General features: G+C 54.4%; 15 protein-coding genes and 1 other annotated feature. Of the genes, 6 read left to right on the top strand and 9 right to left on the bottom strand.

Features of this window, described 5'->3' with window-relative positions; all coding sequences use genetic code 11:
* Positions 1-3: 3 nt before the first annotated feature.
* The 7 genes from pheT to thrS all read right to left on the bottom strand — a co-directional run bounded on the left by pheT (position 4) and on the right by thrS (position 6,836).
* A complete protein-coding gene (pheT, locus tag GRH90_RS09910) occupies positions 4-2,391 on the bottom strand; it encodes a phenylalanine--tRNA ligase subunit beta (protein ID WP_162365780.1) in 2,388 nt (795 codons plus the stop codon).
* Between the two features lie 14 nt (positions 2,392-2,405).
* Entirely contained in the window at positions 2,406-3,389 is a 984-nt protein-coding gene (gene pheS / locus GRH90_RS09905; protein ID WP_162365779.1) for a phenylalanine--tRNA ligase subunit alpha, read from the bottom strand.
* A gap of 47 nt (positions 3,390-3,436) precedes the next feature.
* Positions 3,437-3,559, bottom strand: a sequence feature (Phe leader region).
* On the bottom strand, positions 3,510-3,554 hold the full coding sequence (pheM, locus tag GRH90_RS09900; protein ID WP_001386830.1) for a pheST operon leader peptide PheM: 45 nt from the start codon (positions 3,552-3,554) through the stop codon (positions 3,510-3,512). It overlaps the preceding feature by 45 nt.
* A gap of 108 nt (positions 3,560-3,667) precedes the next feature.
* On the bottom strand, positions 3,668-4,024 hold the full coding sequence (rplT, locus tag GRH90_RS09895) for a 50S ribosomal protein L20 (protein WP_162365778.1): 357 nt from the start codon (positions 4,022-4,024) through the stop codon (positions 3,668-3,670).
* A 43-nt stretch (positions 4,025-4,067) separates the two neighbouring features.
* Entirely contained in the window at positions 4,068-4,265 is a 198-nt protein-coding gene (gene rpmI / locus GRH90_RS09890; RefSeq protein ID WP_162365777.1) for a 50S ribosomal protein L35, read from the bottom strand.
* 96 nt (positions 4,266-4,361) lie between these two features.
* A complete protein-coding gene (gene infC, locus GRH90_RS09885; protein WP_162365931.1) occupies positions 4,362-4,904 on the bottom strand; it encodes a translation initiation factor IF-3 in 543 nt (180 codons plus the stop codon).
* Positions 4,905-4,907: 3 nt separating this feature from the next.
* Positions 4,908-6,836 (bottom strand): threonine--tRNA ligase, encoded by a 1,929-nt coding sequence (thrS, locus tag GRH90_RS09880; RefSeq protein WP_162365776.1) that lies wholly within the window; start codon positions 6,834-6,836, stop codon positions 4,908-4,910.
* A 516-nt stretch (positions 6,837-7,352) separates the two neighbouring features.
* On the opposite strand from thrS, the gene GRH90_RS09875 reads away from it, so the two are divergent.
* The 4 genes from GRH90_RS09875 (at position 7,353) to GRH90_RS09860 (ending at position 11,286) form a co-directional block, all read left to right on the top strand.
* Positions 7,353-8,270 (top strand): glycosyltransferase family 2 protein, encoded by a 918-nt coding sequence (locus GRH90_RS09875; protein WP_162365775.1) that lies wholly within the window; start codon positions 7,353-7,355, stop codon positions 8,268-8,270.
* Between the two features lie 68 nt (positions 8,271-8,338).
* Positions 8,339-8,566 carry a hypothetical protein gene (locus GRH90_RS09870; RefSeq protein ID WP_162365774.1) on the top strand — a complete coding sequence of 76 codons (228 nt, stop codon included), beginning with the start codon at positions 8,339-8,341 and terminating at the stop codon, positions 8,564-8,566.
* A 449-nt stretch (positions 8,567-9,015) separates the two neighbouring features.
* Entirely contained in the window at positions 9,016-9,957 is a 942-nt protein-coding gene (gene pfkB / locus GRH90_RS09865; RefSeq protein ID WP_162365773.1) for a 6-phosphofructokinase II, read from the top strand.
* Positions 9,958-10,422: 465 nt separating this feature from the next.
* Entirely contained in the window at positions 10,423-11,286 is an 864-nt protein-coding gene (locus tag GRH90_RS09860) for a fructosamine kinase family protein (RefSeq protein WP_162365772.1), read from the top strand.
* 39 nt (positions 11,287-11,325) lie between these two features.
* On the opposite strand, the gene GRH90_RS09855 is transcribed toward GRH90_RS09860, so the two are convergent.
* Complete coding sequence (locus tag GRH90_RS09855; RefSeq protein ID WP_162365771.1) at positions 11,326-11,871, bottom strand: YniB family protein; 546 nt, start codon at positions 11,869-11,871, stop codon at positions 11,326-11,328.
* A 181-nt stretch (positions 11,872-12,052) separates the two neighbouring features.
* Between GRH90_RS09855 and hxpB the strand changes: the two genes are divergently transcribed.
* Entirely contained in the window at positions 12,053-12,718 is a 666-nt protein-coding gene (gene hxpB / locus GRH90_RS09850) for a hexitol phosphatase HxpB (protein ID WP_162365770.1), read from the top strand.
* Between the two features lie 104 nt (positions 12,719-12,822).
* On the opposite strand, the gene GRH90_RS09845 is transcribed toward hxpB, so the two are convergent.
* A complete protein-coding gene (locus GRH90_RS09845) occupies positions 12,823-13,155 on the bottom strand; it encodes a cupin domain-containing protein (RefSeq protein WP_162365769.1) in 333 nt (110 codons plus the stop codon).
* Between the two features lie 281 nt (positions 13,156-13,436).
* Here GRH90_RS09845 and kduI point away from each other — a divergent pair, with 281 nt between their 5' ends.
* Positions 13,437-14,273, top strand: a complete 837-nt coding sequence (gene kduI / locus GRH90_RS09840; RefSeq protein WP_162365768.1) for a 5-dehydro-4-deoxy-D-glucuronate isomerase — start codon at positions 13,437-13,439, stop codon at positions 14,271-14,273.
* The last annotated feature ends 49 nt before the right edge of the window (positions 14,274-14,322 follow it).

The following is a 14,322-nucleotide window of genomic DNA, read 5'->3' as shown; positions in this document are numbered from 1 at the left end:
GGTTCAATCCCTCAAGGATGCTTGGAATCGCTGTTTTAGTGCCGCCACGCATCTAGCCACGGTCGCGGCAATAGCCTCTTCTTCCAGTGTACGAGCGGTATCCTGTAATATCAGGCTGATAGCCAGGCTCTTAAAACCTTCCGCTACACCCTTCCCCCGGTACACATCAAACAAGTTTACGCCAACTACCTGATTTGCGCCAACTTTCTTACACTCTGCCATAATATCTGCTGCAGGGACGCTTTCAGCCACCACGATAGCGATATCGCGGCGGTTTGCCGGGAAGCGCGAAATGTCGCTGGCTTCAGGTACTTTGCGCGCTGCAACCTTATCCCAGAGTAGTTCAAACACCAGGGTACGGCCATTTAAATCCAGCTTTGATTCCAGTTCTGGATGTATAACACCAATAAATCCAATATGTTCCCCAGCCAGATACAATGCCGCGCTCTGGCCTGGGTGTAAAGCGGGATTATGTTCGGGCCTGAATTCAATATCGGCAACTTTGCCGGTAAGTTCAAGTAATGATTCAAGATCCCCTTTTAAATCGTAAAAGTCCACCGGTTGGCGCGCGAGGTCCCAATGTTCGTCAAAACGCGGGCCGGTAATCACACCCGCCAGCATAAGATCCTGACGAATACCGAGGTCCGCTGTTTTATCAGGAACAAAGCGCAGCCCGCTCTCGAACAGACGAACCCGATTTTGCTGGCGGTTCTGATTGTAAACCACCGCGCCGACCAGTCCGCTCCACAGGGACAACCGCATGGCGGACATCTCAACCGAGATTGGGCTTGGCAACAATAACGCCTCCTGGCCGGGGTGCAGCAGGGATTGTATCTTCGGATCGACAAAGCTGTAAGTGATCGCCTCCTGATAACCCCGATCCACCAGCAGCGTTTTCACCCGGTCAAGCGGCAGCGCCGCTTCCTGGTGCCGGGTCATTTCCAGGTTGGCGCGGATCGGCACATTGGGAATGTTATTGTAGCCAAAGACCCGGGCAACCTCCTCCACCAGGTCTTCCTCAATCTCCATATCGAAACGCCAGGTCGGCGCCACCGCTTGCCAGCTGTCTAGCCCGGCGGTCACGCCGCACCCCAGGCGCGCCAGGATGTCACTGACATCCGCATCCTCAATCCGATGGCCAATCAGGCGATCGAGCTTCTCGCGACGCAGGGTGATGGTGGCCTGACGCGGCAGCGCGGATGGCGCGGTTACATCGATAACCGGTCCCGGCCGGCCGCCGCAGATAGCGATCAGCAACCCGGTCGCGCGTTCAATCGCCCGATGCTGCAGCGCCGGGTCCACGCCACGCTCATAACGATGGGAGGCGTCGGTATGCAGGCCGTAGCGGCGCGCGCGGCCTGCGATGGCCAGCGGATTAAAAAAGGCGCATTCCAGTACCACATCCTGGGTATCGGTGCCGATGCCGGAGAATTCACCCCCGAAAATACCGGCCAGCGCCAGCGCCTTCTGCCGATCGGCAATCACCAGGGTGTCGCTGCGCAGGGCGGTCTTGGTGCCGTCCAGCAGGGTCAGGGATTCGCCCTCTTCCGCCATGCGTACCACGATACCACCTTCGATGCGCTGCAGATCAAACGCATGCATCGGCTGTCCCAATTCCAGCAGCACAAAGTTGGTGATATCCACCACCGCATCCACCGAACGCAGGCCGCAGCGGCGCAGTTTTTCCTTCATCCACAGCGGGGTCGGCGCGGCGACGTTGATGCCCTTGACCACGCGGCCCAAATAGCGCGGGCAGGCTTCGGGGGCGTCGACGCGGATCTCCAGCCGGTCCGGGATCTCCGCCGCCACGGCGTCAATCTGCGGTATGTCCAGCGGCAGGCGGTTAACCACGGCCACGTCGCGGGCGATACCCAGCAGGCCCAGGCAATCGGCACGGTTAGGTGTGACGCTGATATCAATAATACGGTCGTCAAGCTTCAGGTAATCACGGATATCGGCGCCGACCGGGGCATCCGCCGGCAGTTCGATAATACCGGCGTGGTCATCGACCAGGCCCAGTTCGGCAAAGGAGCACAGCATGCCTTCGGACGGTTCGCCGCGCAGCCTGGCGGCCTTGATTTTAAAATCACCGGGCAGCGCGGCGCCAATGGTCGCCACCGCCACCGTCAGTCCTGCGCGGCAGTTGGGCGCGCCGCAGACGATATCAAGTAATGCCTCGCCGCCGACATCAACCTTGGTCACCCGCAGTTTATCGGCATTCGGATGCTGCCTGCATTCCGCCACCCGTCCCACCACGACCCCGGCGAACGCGGGCGCGGCGTCACTCACGCCGTCCACTTCCAGCCCGGACATGGTGATTTGTTCCGCCAGCTCGTCGCTGGTGATGGCCGGATTCACCCATTCACGCAGCCAAAGTTCACTGAATTTCATGTGCTTGTCCCGCTCTATTTAAACTGTTTAAGAAAACGCAGATCGTTTTCGAAGAATGCCCGCAAATCAGTGACACCGTAACGCAACATAGTCAATCGTTCCATGCCCATGCCGAAAGCAAAACCGGAGTAGATTTCCGGGTCGATGCCGACATTACGCAATACGTTCGGATGCACCATGCCGCAGCCCAGCACTTCCAGCCATTTGCCGTTCTTGCCCATCACATCGACTTCGGCGGAGGGTTCGGTAAACGGAAAATAGGATGGACGAAAACGCACCTGCAAATCTTCTTCAAAGAAGTTGCGCAAGAAATCATGCAATGTGCCCTTCAGATTGGTAAAGCTGATATTGGTATCGATGATCAGCCCCTCCATCTGGTGGAACATCGGGGTATGGGTCTGATCGTAGTCGTTACGGTAAACGCGCCCCGGGGCAATAATGCGAATCGGCGGCTGCTTGCTTTTCATGGTGCGGATCTGCACGCCGGAGGTCTGGGTACGCAATAACCTGGTGGCATCGAACCAAAAGGTATCATGGTCGGCGCGGGCCGGGTGGTGGGCGGGAATATTCAGGGCGTCGAAGTTGTGGTAATCATCTTCGATTTCCGGGCCGGTGGCGACGGAAAAACCCAGCTCGCCGAAGAAATGCTCGATGCGTGAAATGGTGCGGGTCACCGGATGCAGTCCGCCATTTTCCATACGTCGGCCCGGCAGCGACACATCGAGGGTTTCCTGCGCCAGGCGGGCATTTAACGCGTGCGACTCCAGGCTGTCTTTACGTTCGTTCAGCGCTTGTTGCACTTCCAGTTTTACCTGGTTGATCACCGCCCCCGCCGCGGGACGCTGTTCCACCGGCAAGTCGCGCAAGGTGGTCATTTGCAGGGTTAAATGCCCTTTCTTACCAAGATATTCGACGCGCACGTTATCCAGCGCCGCAATATCCTGGGCCTGTGCGATGGCTGCTTTGGCTTGCACAACCAAATCTGCGAGATGTGGCATTGCTTTCCTCTTTTTCCGGCCTGAATGGCTTAATCGTTAATGGCAAGCAAAAAAAAACCTCCACACCGGGAGGCTTTAGCGCTATTTTTCGTTTCTTTTCTTACGCGCAAGCCCCCGGATTCAGGTGCTAAAGTAAAAGAAGAAACGGAAAATAGCAGCATTCATGCTTGCATTACCTTAAAAGTTGTACGACACGTATCGGTTAGGTAATTGATAGTAGTGTAATAAATAAATCCAGATAATAAAAGAGGGAGTTAAACTCCCTCGCTACTATCGTGTTACGCCAGCGCGCCTTTCGCTTTTTCGGCAAGGGCGGTAAAGGCCACTTTGTCGAATACAGCGATGTCTGCCAGGATTTTACGGTCGATTTCAATAGAGGCTTTTTTCAGGCCATTAATGAAGCGGCTGTAAGATATGCCGTTCTGACGGGCCGCGGCGTTGATACGCGCGATCCACAGTTGACGGAACTGACGTTTCTTCTGACGACGGTCACGGTAGGCATATTGGCCTGCTTTGATAACCGCCTGGAAGGCAACACGGTACACACGAGAACGGGCACCGTAGTAACCTTTCGCTTTTTTCAGAATCTTTTTGTGACGTGCGCGAGCTGTCACACCACGTTTTACGCGAGCCATATGCTCTCTCCTAAAGTCTTATTCGAACCAGTTAAAATGACGCTTATGCGTACGGCAGGCATGCGATGACCAAACCCAGATCGCCTTTGGAGACCATGGATTTAGGACGCAGGTGACGTTTACGCTTAGTGGCTTTTTTGGTCAGAATATGACGCAGGTTAGCATGCTTGCGCTTAAAGCCGCCGGAAGCGGTTTTCTTGAAGCGCTTGGCAGCACCGCGTACTGTCTTGATTTTTGGCATTTTTCATTTCTCTACTGCGCATTGTTAATAATATGAATCAATGAGGCGAAGGCAGCTTGCCGCCGTTTGGCGCCAGGCCGCCCTACTTGTCAGGCCTTATTGTTTCTTCTTGGGTGCGAGCACCATGATCATCTGGCGTCCCTCGATTTTACTCGGGAAAGACTCAACTACCGCCAGTTCACTCAAATCGTCACGAACGCGGTTAAGCACTTCGATACCAATTTGCTGGTGCGCCATTTCACGTCCACGAAACCGCAGCGTGATTTTGGCTTTATCGCCGTCTTCCAGAAAACGAATCAGGTTGCGTAGTTTTACCTGATAGTCGCCTTCATCGGTACCAGGCCGGAACTTGATTTCCTTAACCTGAATAACTTTTTGTTTCTTTTTCTGCTCTTTGGTGGACTTGCTCTTCTCGTAGAGGAACTTGCCGTAATCCATGATTCGGCAAACCGGCGGTTCGGCATTAGGGCTGATTTCAACTAAATCTACGCCCGATTCCTCGGCTTTTTCAAGCGCTTCATTGAGGCTGACTATACCGATCTGCTCGCCGTCGATACCCGTCAGGCGAACCTCTGCCGCGCGAATTTCTCGGTTTATACGATTGGGACGCGCCGGTTGAACTCGTTTTCCGCCTTTAATACTTTATACCTCCAGTTGATGAAGATTACGGCTGCGAATCTCAAGCTGCAGCTTTTCGATAATCTCGTTAACGTCGATGCTGCCCAAGTCGATGCCGCGGCGTGTACGCACGGCAACTTTGCCCGCTTCGGTTTCTTTATCACCGCAGACCAGCATGTAGGGCACCCGACGCAAAGTATGCTCGCGGATTTTAAAGCCTATTTTCTCATTTCTCAAGTCTGCTTTTACACGAATGCCGGCCGCGGACAATCTTTCTGTCACTTTTGCGACGTATTCCGACTGATTGTCGGTGATATTCATCACCACAACCTGCGTCGGGGCCAGCCAGGTCGGATAAAAACCCGCGTACTCTTCGGTTAATATACCGATAAACCGTTCCATCGAACCCAGGATGGCGCGGTGGATCATCACCGGTACTAAACGTTCGTTGTTCTCGCCTATATAAGAGGCGCTCAGGCGACCCGGCAACGAAAAGTCCAGCTGCACCGTGCCGCACTGCCAGGCGCGATCCAGGCAATCGAGCAGGGTGAATTCAATCTTGGGACCGTAAAACGCCCCTTCTCCCGGCTGGAATTCAAATGCGATGCCGTTTTCAGTCAAAGCGGCCGCCAGGTCTTTTTCCGCACGATCCCAGGTTTCATCGGAACCAATGCGCTTAACGGGACGAGTGGAAAGTTTAACCAGGATATTGTCGAAGCCAAACGTGCTGTAAATATCATACACCATTTTGATGCAATTGTTTACTTCATCCCGCACCTGGTCCTCAGTACAAAATATGTGGGCGTCATCCTGGGTAAAGCCGCGCACGCGCATCAGCCCGTGCAGGGAGCCGGACGGCTCGTTGCGATGGCAACTGCCGAACTCGGCCATGCGCAGCGGCAAATCGCGGTAGGATTTTAATCCCTGGTTGAAAATCTGCACGTGGCCGGGGCAATTCATCGGTTTAATGCAATATTCGCGGTTTTCCGAGGACGTGGTAAACATATGCTCGGCATAGTTTTCCCAATGGCCGGTTTTTTCCCACAGCACACGGTCCATCATGAACGGACCCTTTACTTCCTGGTAGTGATAGGCTTTCAGCTTCATGCGCACGAACGCTTCCAGTTCGCGGAAGATGGTCCAGCCGTCGTTGTGCCAGAACACCATGCCGGGCGCGTCTTCCTGCATATGGTACAGATCGAGCTGCTTGCCGATTTTGCGGTGATCGCGCTTGGCGGCTTCTTCCAGATGCTGCAAATAGGTGTTCAGCTGCTTCTTATCGCCCCAGGCGGTACCGTAGATGCGCTGCAGCATCTTGTTTTTACTGTCGCCGCGCCAGTATGCGCCGGAGGTCTTCTGCAACTTGAAGTGATGGCAAAAGCGCATGTTCGGCACGTGCGGCCCGCGGCACATATCGACATATTCTTCATGGTGATACAGGCCCGGGCGGTCGTCATGGCTGATATTTTCATCGAGGATCGCCACTTTATACTGTTCGCCACGGGCGACGAACGCGTCGCGCGCCTGCTGCCAGCTGACTTTTTCCTTGATGACGTCGTAATCTTTGTCGGCCAGCTCGTGCATACGCTTTTCCAGCAGGTCGATATCTTCCTGGGTCAGCGTGCGATCCAGATCCACGTCGTAATAAAAGCCCTTGTCGATCACCGGGCCGATGGCCATTTTGGTGGCGGGCCACAGCTGTTTGATGGCATGTCCCAGTAAATGCGCGCAGGAGTGGCGGATAATGTCCAGGCCGGCTTCGTCTTTGGCGGTAATGATGGCCAGTTGCGCATCATCGGTAATCATATCGACGGCGTCGACCAACTCACCGTTTACGCGTCCGGCAATGCAGGCTTTCGCCAGGCCAGGACCGATATCTCGGGCCACATCCAGGGGTGAAACGGGGTGGTCGAACTGACGCTGGCTTCCATCAGGAAGAGTAATAACAGGCATGGTGGTTTCCTTGATTTGCAGTGGTGATCCACACGCAAGATCACATACAAATTTAATTTATGTTATAAAATCAGCAGGTTGATTATGCTATCTCGTTATACCTTACGAAATATGAACACAAAGATGTCTTAGCTTGCCAAATCATCCCGATATTACATAAACAACTAGGGCCAGATAGTAACACTATGAACTTATTGGCATCTACAAAAAAATGCCTGGGCACTCCGCACCCTTGATTTCACCGGCGCCTTGACGGCTTTGGCGCGGGCGAGAACCAGGCGCGTGGCCTTAGCGTCAGGCCAGGCGCTGGTTAACACCTAAAAACCATAATAATTGTGTCCACTTACTACCGGCATGGTGCTAAGCTCTTTTGCGCCGCGATCGTTCCAGCATGCCGGTCTATATAAAAAACCAGTTTCCCGAAGCCGTATACATTGAGATACCAACCGGGCTATCTGGCCGGAAAGAAATAACCCAAAGTCTATTCAACAGACGCTGTTTCGATGGAAATAACACATGAAAATATCGCTGGTCGTTCCCGTCTTTAATGAAGCTGAGACCATACCGCTATTCTATCAAGAGGTGCGGGGTTTTGAACTCCTGCGGCAATATGACGTGGAGATCGTGTTTATCAATGACGGCAGCAAGGACAAAACCGCTGATATTATCGCGGCGCTGGCATTGGCCGACAGCCTGGTGGTGGCGGTGGACTTCACCCGCAATTTCGGCAAGGAGCCAGCGCTGTTCGCCGGTCTGCGCTACGCCAGCGGCGAGGCTGTGATCCCTATCGACGTCGATCTGCAAGACCCGATTGCGGTGATTCCCCTGCTGATCCAAAAATGGCGGGACGGCGCTGAAATCGTGCTGGCTAAACGCTCGGACCGCTTGACCGACAGCCGGATGAAACGTAAAACCGCCGAATGGTTCTATAAGCTGCATAATAAAATCAGCTCGCCGAAAATCGAGGAAAACGTCGGTGACTTTCGCTTAATGTCGCGCCAGGTGGTGGATAATATCCTTACGCTGCCGGAGCGGAACCTGTTTATGAAAGGCATACTTTCCTGGGTGGGCGGCCGCACCGCGGTGGTGGAGTATTCGCGCGCCAGCCGGGTGGCCGGCGAGTCTAAATTCAACGGCTGGAAGTTATGGAACCTGGCCATCGAGGGAATCACCAGTTTTTCCACCGTCCCTTTGCGTATCTGGTCCTATATCGGCCTGAGCGTCGCCCTGTCCTCTTTTTTCTACGCCATCTGGATGATTATCGATAAATTAGTCTGGGGCAATAACGTGCCCGGTTATCCTTCCCTGATGACGGCGATTCTGTTTTTGGGCGGCGTCCAGCTTATCGGCATCGGCGTGCTCGGCGAATATATCGGACGAATCTATATGGAAACCAAGAACAGACCGAGGTATATAATCAAGAAGGACGGCTAACTATCCCGGGAGATGCCGTTAAGCCCATCGAGGATGGCGGCAATCGGGTCGGAAGCGAGGATGGAATTTTGCTACAAATTGAAAACATCTTAATAATGGGCACCCAACAGAACATTATCACGGCGTATAAAGTGTCAAGTAAAAAAAATTGCTTTGCACCAAAAAGCAGCAAACCCGCCGAAGCGGGTTTGCATGAATCAGCATGTCATCATGAGGTAAATTATACCAAAGCAGTAACGACAGCGACCCAAAAAGCCATGCATATCAATACTATGCTGGGCAACGTTAAACGATAGAACTGATCCATAACAACCTCACATTTACCTGACATCTTTTAAGAATAATCCTACACCTTTTCTTGTATCAAAAACAGGATCTGGATCATTCTTTAATAAATATTATCTATCCAAAACGCTCGCTGGATCACGTTACGCACCGGGTATTCTCCCCGGACGACGGGTAATTGCGGCGACAGGTTCCCGCTCGTCACATCTGGCCGTTGATCTGCACCAAAACACCGGATAAACCGGCTAGTACCGCCAGCAAAAGCAGGCTAATCCACTTCCAACGCTGTTCTGATTTGCTACTCATCTTGTTCTCCCCTAATCCGTCAATGGCTATATCGACCGGGTCGGTAAAAACTTGAGCGAAAAAAATAAAATAATTACGCCAACCCTTGTTGCGTCATCGGGACCGGGCGTGGTTGGTGCTATGCTGGTGGTCGTTTCGTTGCAAGGAGAATGTTATGACACAAATAACGACCCTTACCCTGGCGCCTTCTCTGGATAGCGCCACCACCACCGACCGTATGTATGCCGAAGGGAAACTGCGCTGCTCCGCACCGCAGTTCGAGCCCGGCGGCGGCGGCATCAACGTGGCGCGGGCGATAGTGCATCTCGGCGGCAAGGCTTCCGCGCTGTTTCCCATCGGCGGTCCCACCGGACGGCATCTGGCCGACCTGTTGACCGAGGAAGGCGTAACCGCCGTCGCGTTGGAAACCCATGACTGGACGCGGCAGAACCTGCATGTCCATGTGGAAAGCACCGGCGAGCAATATCGTTTTGTCATGCCGGGCGCACGACTGACGGTTGATGAATTCCAGCTTTTCGAACGGCACCTGGCGGGCTTGCCGCAGGGTTCCCTGCTGGTGATAAGCGGTAGCCTGCCGCCGGGCGTCGGCGTGGAGAACCTGCGGCATTTATTACGCGAGGCGCAACGCCAGGGCCTGCAGTGTATCGTCGACACTTCCGGGCCCGCGCTGAGAGCCTGCCTGGAGGTCGGCAACCTGGCGCTGGTCAAGCCCAATCAAAAAGAGCTGGCCGAACTGGTCAATCGCGACTTAATCGATCCCGACGCGGTACGGCAGGCGGCCCTGGAAATCATCAGGCAGGGTAAAACGCAGCGCGTGGTGGTGTCGCTCGGTCCCCAGGGCGCGCTGGCGGTAGATAAGGATAATGTGTTCCAGGTCGTGCCGCCGCCGGTAAAAAAAATGAGCACCGTCGGCGCGGGCGACAGCATGGTGGGCGCAATGACGCAAAAGCTTGCCGATGGCGCGGATCTGCTGGATATGGTGCGTTACGGGGTGGCGGCGGGCAGTGCCGCCACGTTGCATAAAGGTACGCGCTTATGCACATTAAAGGATACGCGGCGCATTTATGATTACCTGCGCCAGGACGACGTTATCTGACCCGATGATCATCATCACGGACAGGTCATATATTGCCGGAGTAAACCAGGCGCAGGTTACCGGCCGACCCACGGCCGGTTGAAATCAGTCAATTTTCTTTTCCGTGCAAACCGACGTTGTTTGCGCGGGATCGTTTTTACTATCCCACTGTTTTAACTTCCCAAGATCCATAATTATCAGTTGACATACGCGGCGTTCACAACAACACTCTCTCAACGCTTACCAGAAGTCTTCCCGCGCTAACGCCGTGCCGCGCATCCGGCTTCTTCGGCAAGTCCTTTCATTTGAATCCGGTACGCGCCGTTGATTTTTTTAAGGCCGTGCAGTTGCCGGTTCGCTCCAACGGCCCATCGTCGTCGCACCGCCGGCGGATGCGCCGGACCGGCTGTTTTTGCAAAGTTGTCACCGAGTTCTCATCGAAATGATTCAGACCTTATCGGCAAAGCGACTGTGGGGGAAATGACGATGTGGCACGCCATTAGCACGATGTTGGCAGAAAAATTTACCAGGGACGAAATCAGCGCACGACGTGAATTGCCCGGCGGAGAGTTACATTCCGCCTGGTATATCCGCTACGGCGCACACGAAGTATTTGTAAAATCCGATACGCGTGAGCTGCTGCAAAAATTCACCAACGAAGCCGACCAGCTGGCGATGCTGGCGCGCAGCCGTACGGTCCGGGTGCCGGAGGTGTATGGCGTCGGCAGTTCCCGCGATGAAAGTTTTTTGTTGCTGGAATTCCTGGTGGAACGGCCTTTCGATGCCCATGGCGCCTATTGCCTCGGCCAGCAGCTTGCCCGGCTGCACCGGTGGAGCGAACAGCCTCAGTTCGGCCTCGATTTTGATAACGACCTCTCCACGGTAACGCAGCCCAACGCCTGGCAGCGCCGCTGGGCGGTATTCTACGCCGAACAGCGCATCGGCTGGCAACTGCAGTTGGCGGCGGAAAAAGGCCTGTATTATGGTGATATCGATATGATTATCGACCAGATCGCCACACGCCTGCACGAACGCCAGCCCCAGCCCTCGCTGCTGCACGGTGATTTATGGCCGGATAATTGCGCCAACAGCAGTAACGGCGGCTTTTTATACGATCCGGCCTGCTACTGGGGCGATCGTGAATGCGACCTGGCCATGCTGCCTTTATACGACCAGCTGCTGCCGCAAATCTACGACGGTTACCAAAGCGTCTGGCCGTTGGATAAAGGTTTTATCGATCGCCAGCCGATTTATCAGCTCTATTACCTGTTAAACCGGGCGAGCCTGTTTGGTGGTGAACATATCGCCATCGCCAGCGAAGCCCTGGATAAGCTGTTAAGCGCCGAATAGGACGGGATATCGGGGCAGCAGGCCGCCGCCCCAGCGTATTCAGATCATGCCGAGCAGTTTGAGGACAAAATAGCCCACGACCACGATAATGATAGGCAGGATGTACAGCGGGAAAAACTGCAGCAGGATGGTATGGCGCGGCATGACGATTTTTTCCTCCATTTGCGCCCTGCTCAGGCCGTCGGTTCCCCGGGCCCGTTCCAGCACCATCTGGTCCTCCACGCCTTCGCGCACATGCCGTACCTGGCGGGACATGCGCGCGCCGGAGGCGGTCAGCGCCAGCCCGACGAAGATCAGGATATAGACAAGCCAAAACAGCAGGTTAGAGCTGAACCCCTGGCCGGAGAATACCGGCTGCGGTGAGTTATACCAAAATACATTCAGAAATGAGGTGTTAAACCGCAGCATGTCGATCATGACATGAAAAAAATCGGCCATTACCGCATTTATTCCCTTATTTTGTTCACTATGTCGGTAGAGAAATTTCAGAATAGAGATCAATGTAGAGAGTAAAGCCGGTATAAAGATAATCCATCCCGCGAGCCGTTTGATCACGGCCAGGCGGCCAGCTTGTTGATACGTCATGTGCTCCCCTTGTTAAACGACGCCAACCATAGCCCTTAAGTTTATCTATAATTTACCTTTTCTGCTTTGTTTTATGCCGGGTAGTTTTTTGCCTATCGATTTTTCCGCGCCGGCATCCCGTTATACGCCGATTGGTGCTACCCTCAACGCTCATCCTTTTTTGCAACCAGGAGCGCAGGGCATGGCGTTAAATCTTCCCCAGCAAGCCGTTATTTTTGATATGGATGGACTGATTATCGATTCTGAGCCGCTGTGGCATCAGGCGGAGCTGGATATATTCGCCGCCATGGGCCTGGACTCGTCGGCGCACGACAGGATACCGGACACATTGGGCATGCGCATCGATCAGGTGGTAAAAGTCTGGTATCAGTTAAGCCCGTGGCAGGGAGCCACGCTGGAAGAAGTCACCAACGGCATCATCCAGCGCGCCGTGACGTTGATAGACCAACGCCGTCCACTGCTGCCGGGGGTCGGTCACGCGCTGGAAACGGCCAGGTCATGTGGCTTGAAGATTGGCATGGCATCGGCCTCGCCGCTGTTTATGCTGGAGAACGTGCTGGAAATGTTCAATCTGCGCCGCTATTTCGACCATCTGGCGTCGGCGCAGAATTTGCCCTACAGCAAACCGCACCCCGAAGTCTATTTGCAGGCGGCGGCAAGCCTGGGCGTCGCGGCGGAACGCTGCACCACCCTTGAGGACTCCTTTAACGGCATGATCGCCACCAAAGCGGCGCGGATGCGTTCGATTGTGGTGCCGGATGCCGCCTTGCGCGCCGATCCCCGCTGGGCGGTGGCCGATTTCAGGCTGGCGTCGCTTGAGGAGTTAACCCCCGGGCACATCCGCTAAATAACGGGTAAGCGGCACTGTCGCTTCCCGCGCCGCCGGTTATCGGCAACACCAACGCGCCGCATGCCGGCCGGGGCCGATACGCGCCCCGCGGGCAGCGCGATTCAAAGAAAATCATCCCGTTTCGGCGTGAAGGTGTCGATCAGCACGCTGTTATCCTCAAGCGCCAGTACGCCATGCATTTCATGTTTTACCGCGCGATAGGCATCGCCGGTTTTCAGCACCCGCGTTTCACCTTCGATGGTTACCTCGAAGCTGCCGGCGGCAACGTAGGCGATCTGATCGTGGATATCATGCTGATGCGGCGTGCCGATCGCCCCCTTGGCAAAATGGACGCAGACCATCATCAGGTCGTCGCTCCAGGTCATGATTTTTCGTTTAACGCCCTCGCCCACGGCTTCCCATGGCGTTTCCCGATCGATATAAAAAGTTTTCATGCTCACTCCCGATTAAAACCGCCCGGCCGATAGGGTGCGTAAAACGACGTTTGCGGCGGCGGTACAACGTCTTTTCAGATGACTCATTTTAAAGTGAAGCGGACGGAATGAAACCGAAAAACATCAAAAGCATGACGTTCCTCATAAAATAAATAAAACAATATTTCATTTTTATTGAATTAACATCCCGCTAGCACTATCATTTCAGCATTAAACGAGAACGCTTTCCTTCGGGTTAAAGCCATATTGAGAACATGTTCTGAAAGAGAGGCATTACCATTATGCAAGTTCGCCAAAGCATTCATAGCGATCACGCTAAACAACTGGATACCGAAGGACTGCGCAGCCAGTTCATGATCGAGAAAATCTTCGAGGAAGATGCCTATACCATGACGTATAGTCATATCGACCGCATCATCGTCGGCGGCATCAAGCCCGTCACCAAAGCGGTCGCCATCGGCGCCGAAGTGGGCAAGCAGCTGGGCGTGAGTTATTTCCTGGAACGTCGCGAACTGGGCGTTATCAATATCGGCGGACCGGGCGTCATCGTCGTCGACGGCAAAACCTACGAAATAGGCCATCAGGAAGCCCTGTATGTGGGCATGGGGGCTAAAGACGTGCAGTTCACCAGCGTGGACGCCGCCAAGCCGGCCAAATTTTATTACAACAGCGCCCCGGCGCACACGACTTACCCAAGCCGCAAAATCACCCTGGCCGAAGCGTCTCCGCAGACCATAGGCGATAACGCCACCAGCAACCTGCGCACCATCAACAAATTTATCGTTCCCGACGTATTGCCGACCTGCCAGTTGACCATGGGCCTGACCAAGCTGGCCGAGGGCAACCTGTGGAACACCATGCCGTGCCATACCCATGAGCGCCGCATGGAAGTCTATTTCTACTTTGATATGGACGAAGAAACCGCGGTATTCCATATGATGGGCCAGCCACAGCAAACCCGTCACCTGCTGGTGCATAACGAACAGGCGGTGATCTCGCCGAGCTGGTCGATCCATTCGGGCGTGGGCACTAAAAACTATACCTTTATCTGGGGCATGGTCGGCGAAAACCAGGTTTTCGACGATATGGACCATGTAAAAGTCAGCGAAATCCGCTAATAACGTTTCCGGCCGCACCTTTCCGGCCCTTTAAACACACAACGTTGTC

This window comes from Acerihabitans arboris (assembly GCF_010131535.1).
Classification (GTDB): domain Bacteria; phylum Pseudomonadota; class Gammaproteobacteria; order Enterobacterales; family Enterobacteriaceae; genus Acerihabitans; species Acerihabitans arboris.
This window is presented reverse-complemented; position numbering and strand designations above follow the sequence as displayed.

Coding starts and splice junctions, on each gene's coding strand:
- pheT (WP_162365780.1), bottom strand. CDS start 2,391: ATGAAATTCAGTGAACTTTGGCTGCGTGAATGGGTGAATCCGGCCATC.
- pheS (WP_162365779.1), bottom strand. CDS start 3,389: ATGCCACATCTCGCAGATTTGGTTGTGCAAGCCAAAGCAGCCATCGCA.
- rplT (WP_162365778.1), bottom strand. CDS start 4,024: ATGGCTCGCGTAAAACGTGGTGTGACAGCTCGCGCACGTCACAAAAAG.
- rpmI (WP_162365777.1), bottom strand. CDS start 4,265: ATGCCAAAAATCAAGACAGTACGCGGTGCTGCCAAGCGCTTCAAGAAA.
- thrS (WP_162365776.1), bottom strand. CDS start 6,836: ATGCCTGTTATTACTCTTCCTGATGGAAGCCAGCGTCAGTTCGACCAC.
- GRH90_RS09875 (WP_162365775.1), top strand. CDS start 7,353: ATGAAAATATCGCTGGTCGTTCCCGTCTTTAATGAAGCTGAGACCATA.
- pfkB (WP_162365773.1), top strand. CDS start 9,016: ATGACACAAATAACGACCCTTACCCTGGCGCCTTCTCTGGATAGCGCC.
- GRH90_RS09860 (WP_162365772.1), top strand. CDS start 10,423: ATGTGGCACGCCATTAGCACGATGTTGGCAGAAAAATTTACCAGGGAC.
- GRH90_RS09855 (WP_162365771.1), bottom strand. CDS start 11,871: ATGACGTATCAACAAGCTGGCCGCCTGGCCGTGATCAAACGGCTCGCG.
- hxpB (WP_162365770.1), top strand. CDS start 12,053: ATGGCGTTAAATCTTCCCCAGCAAGCCGTTATTTTTGATATGGATGGA.
- GRH90_RS09845 (WP_162365769.1), bottom strand. CDS start 13,155: ATGAAAACTTTTTATATCGATCGGGAAACGCCATGGGAAGCCGTGGGC.
- kduI (WP_162365768.1), top strand. CDS start 13,437: ATGCAAGTTCGCCAAAGCATTCATAGCGATCACGCTAAACAACTGGAT.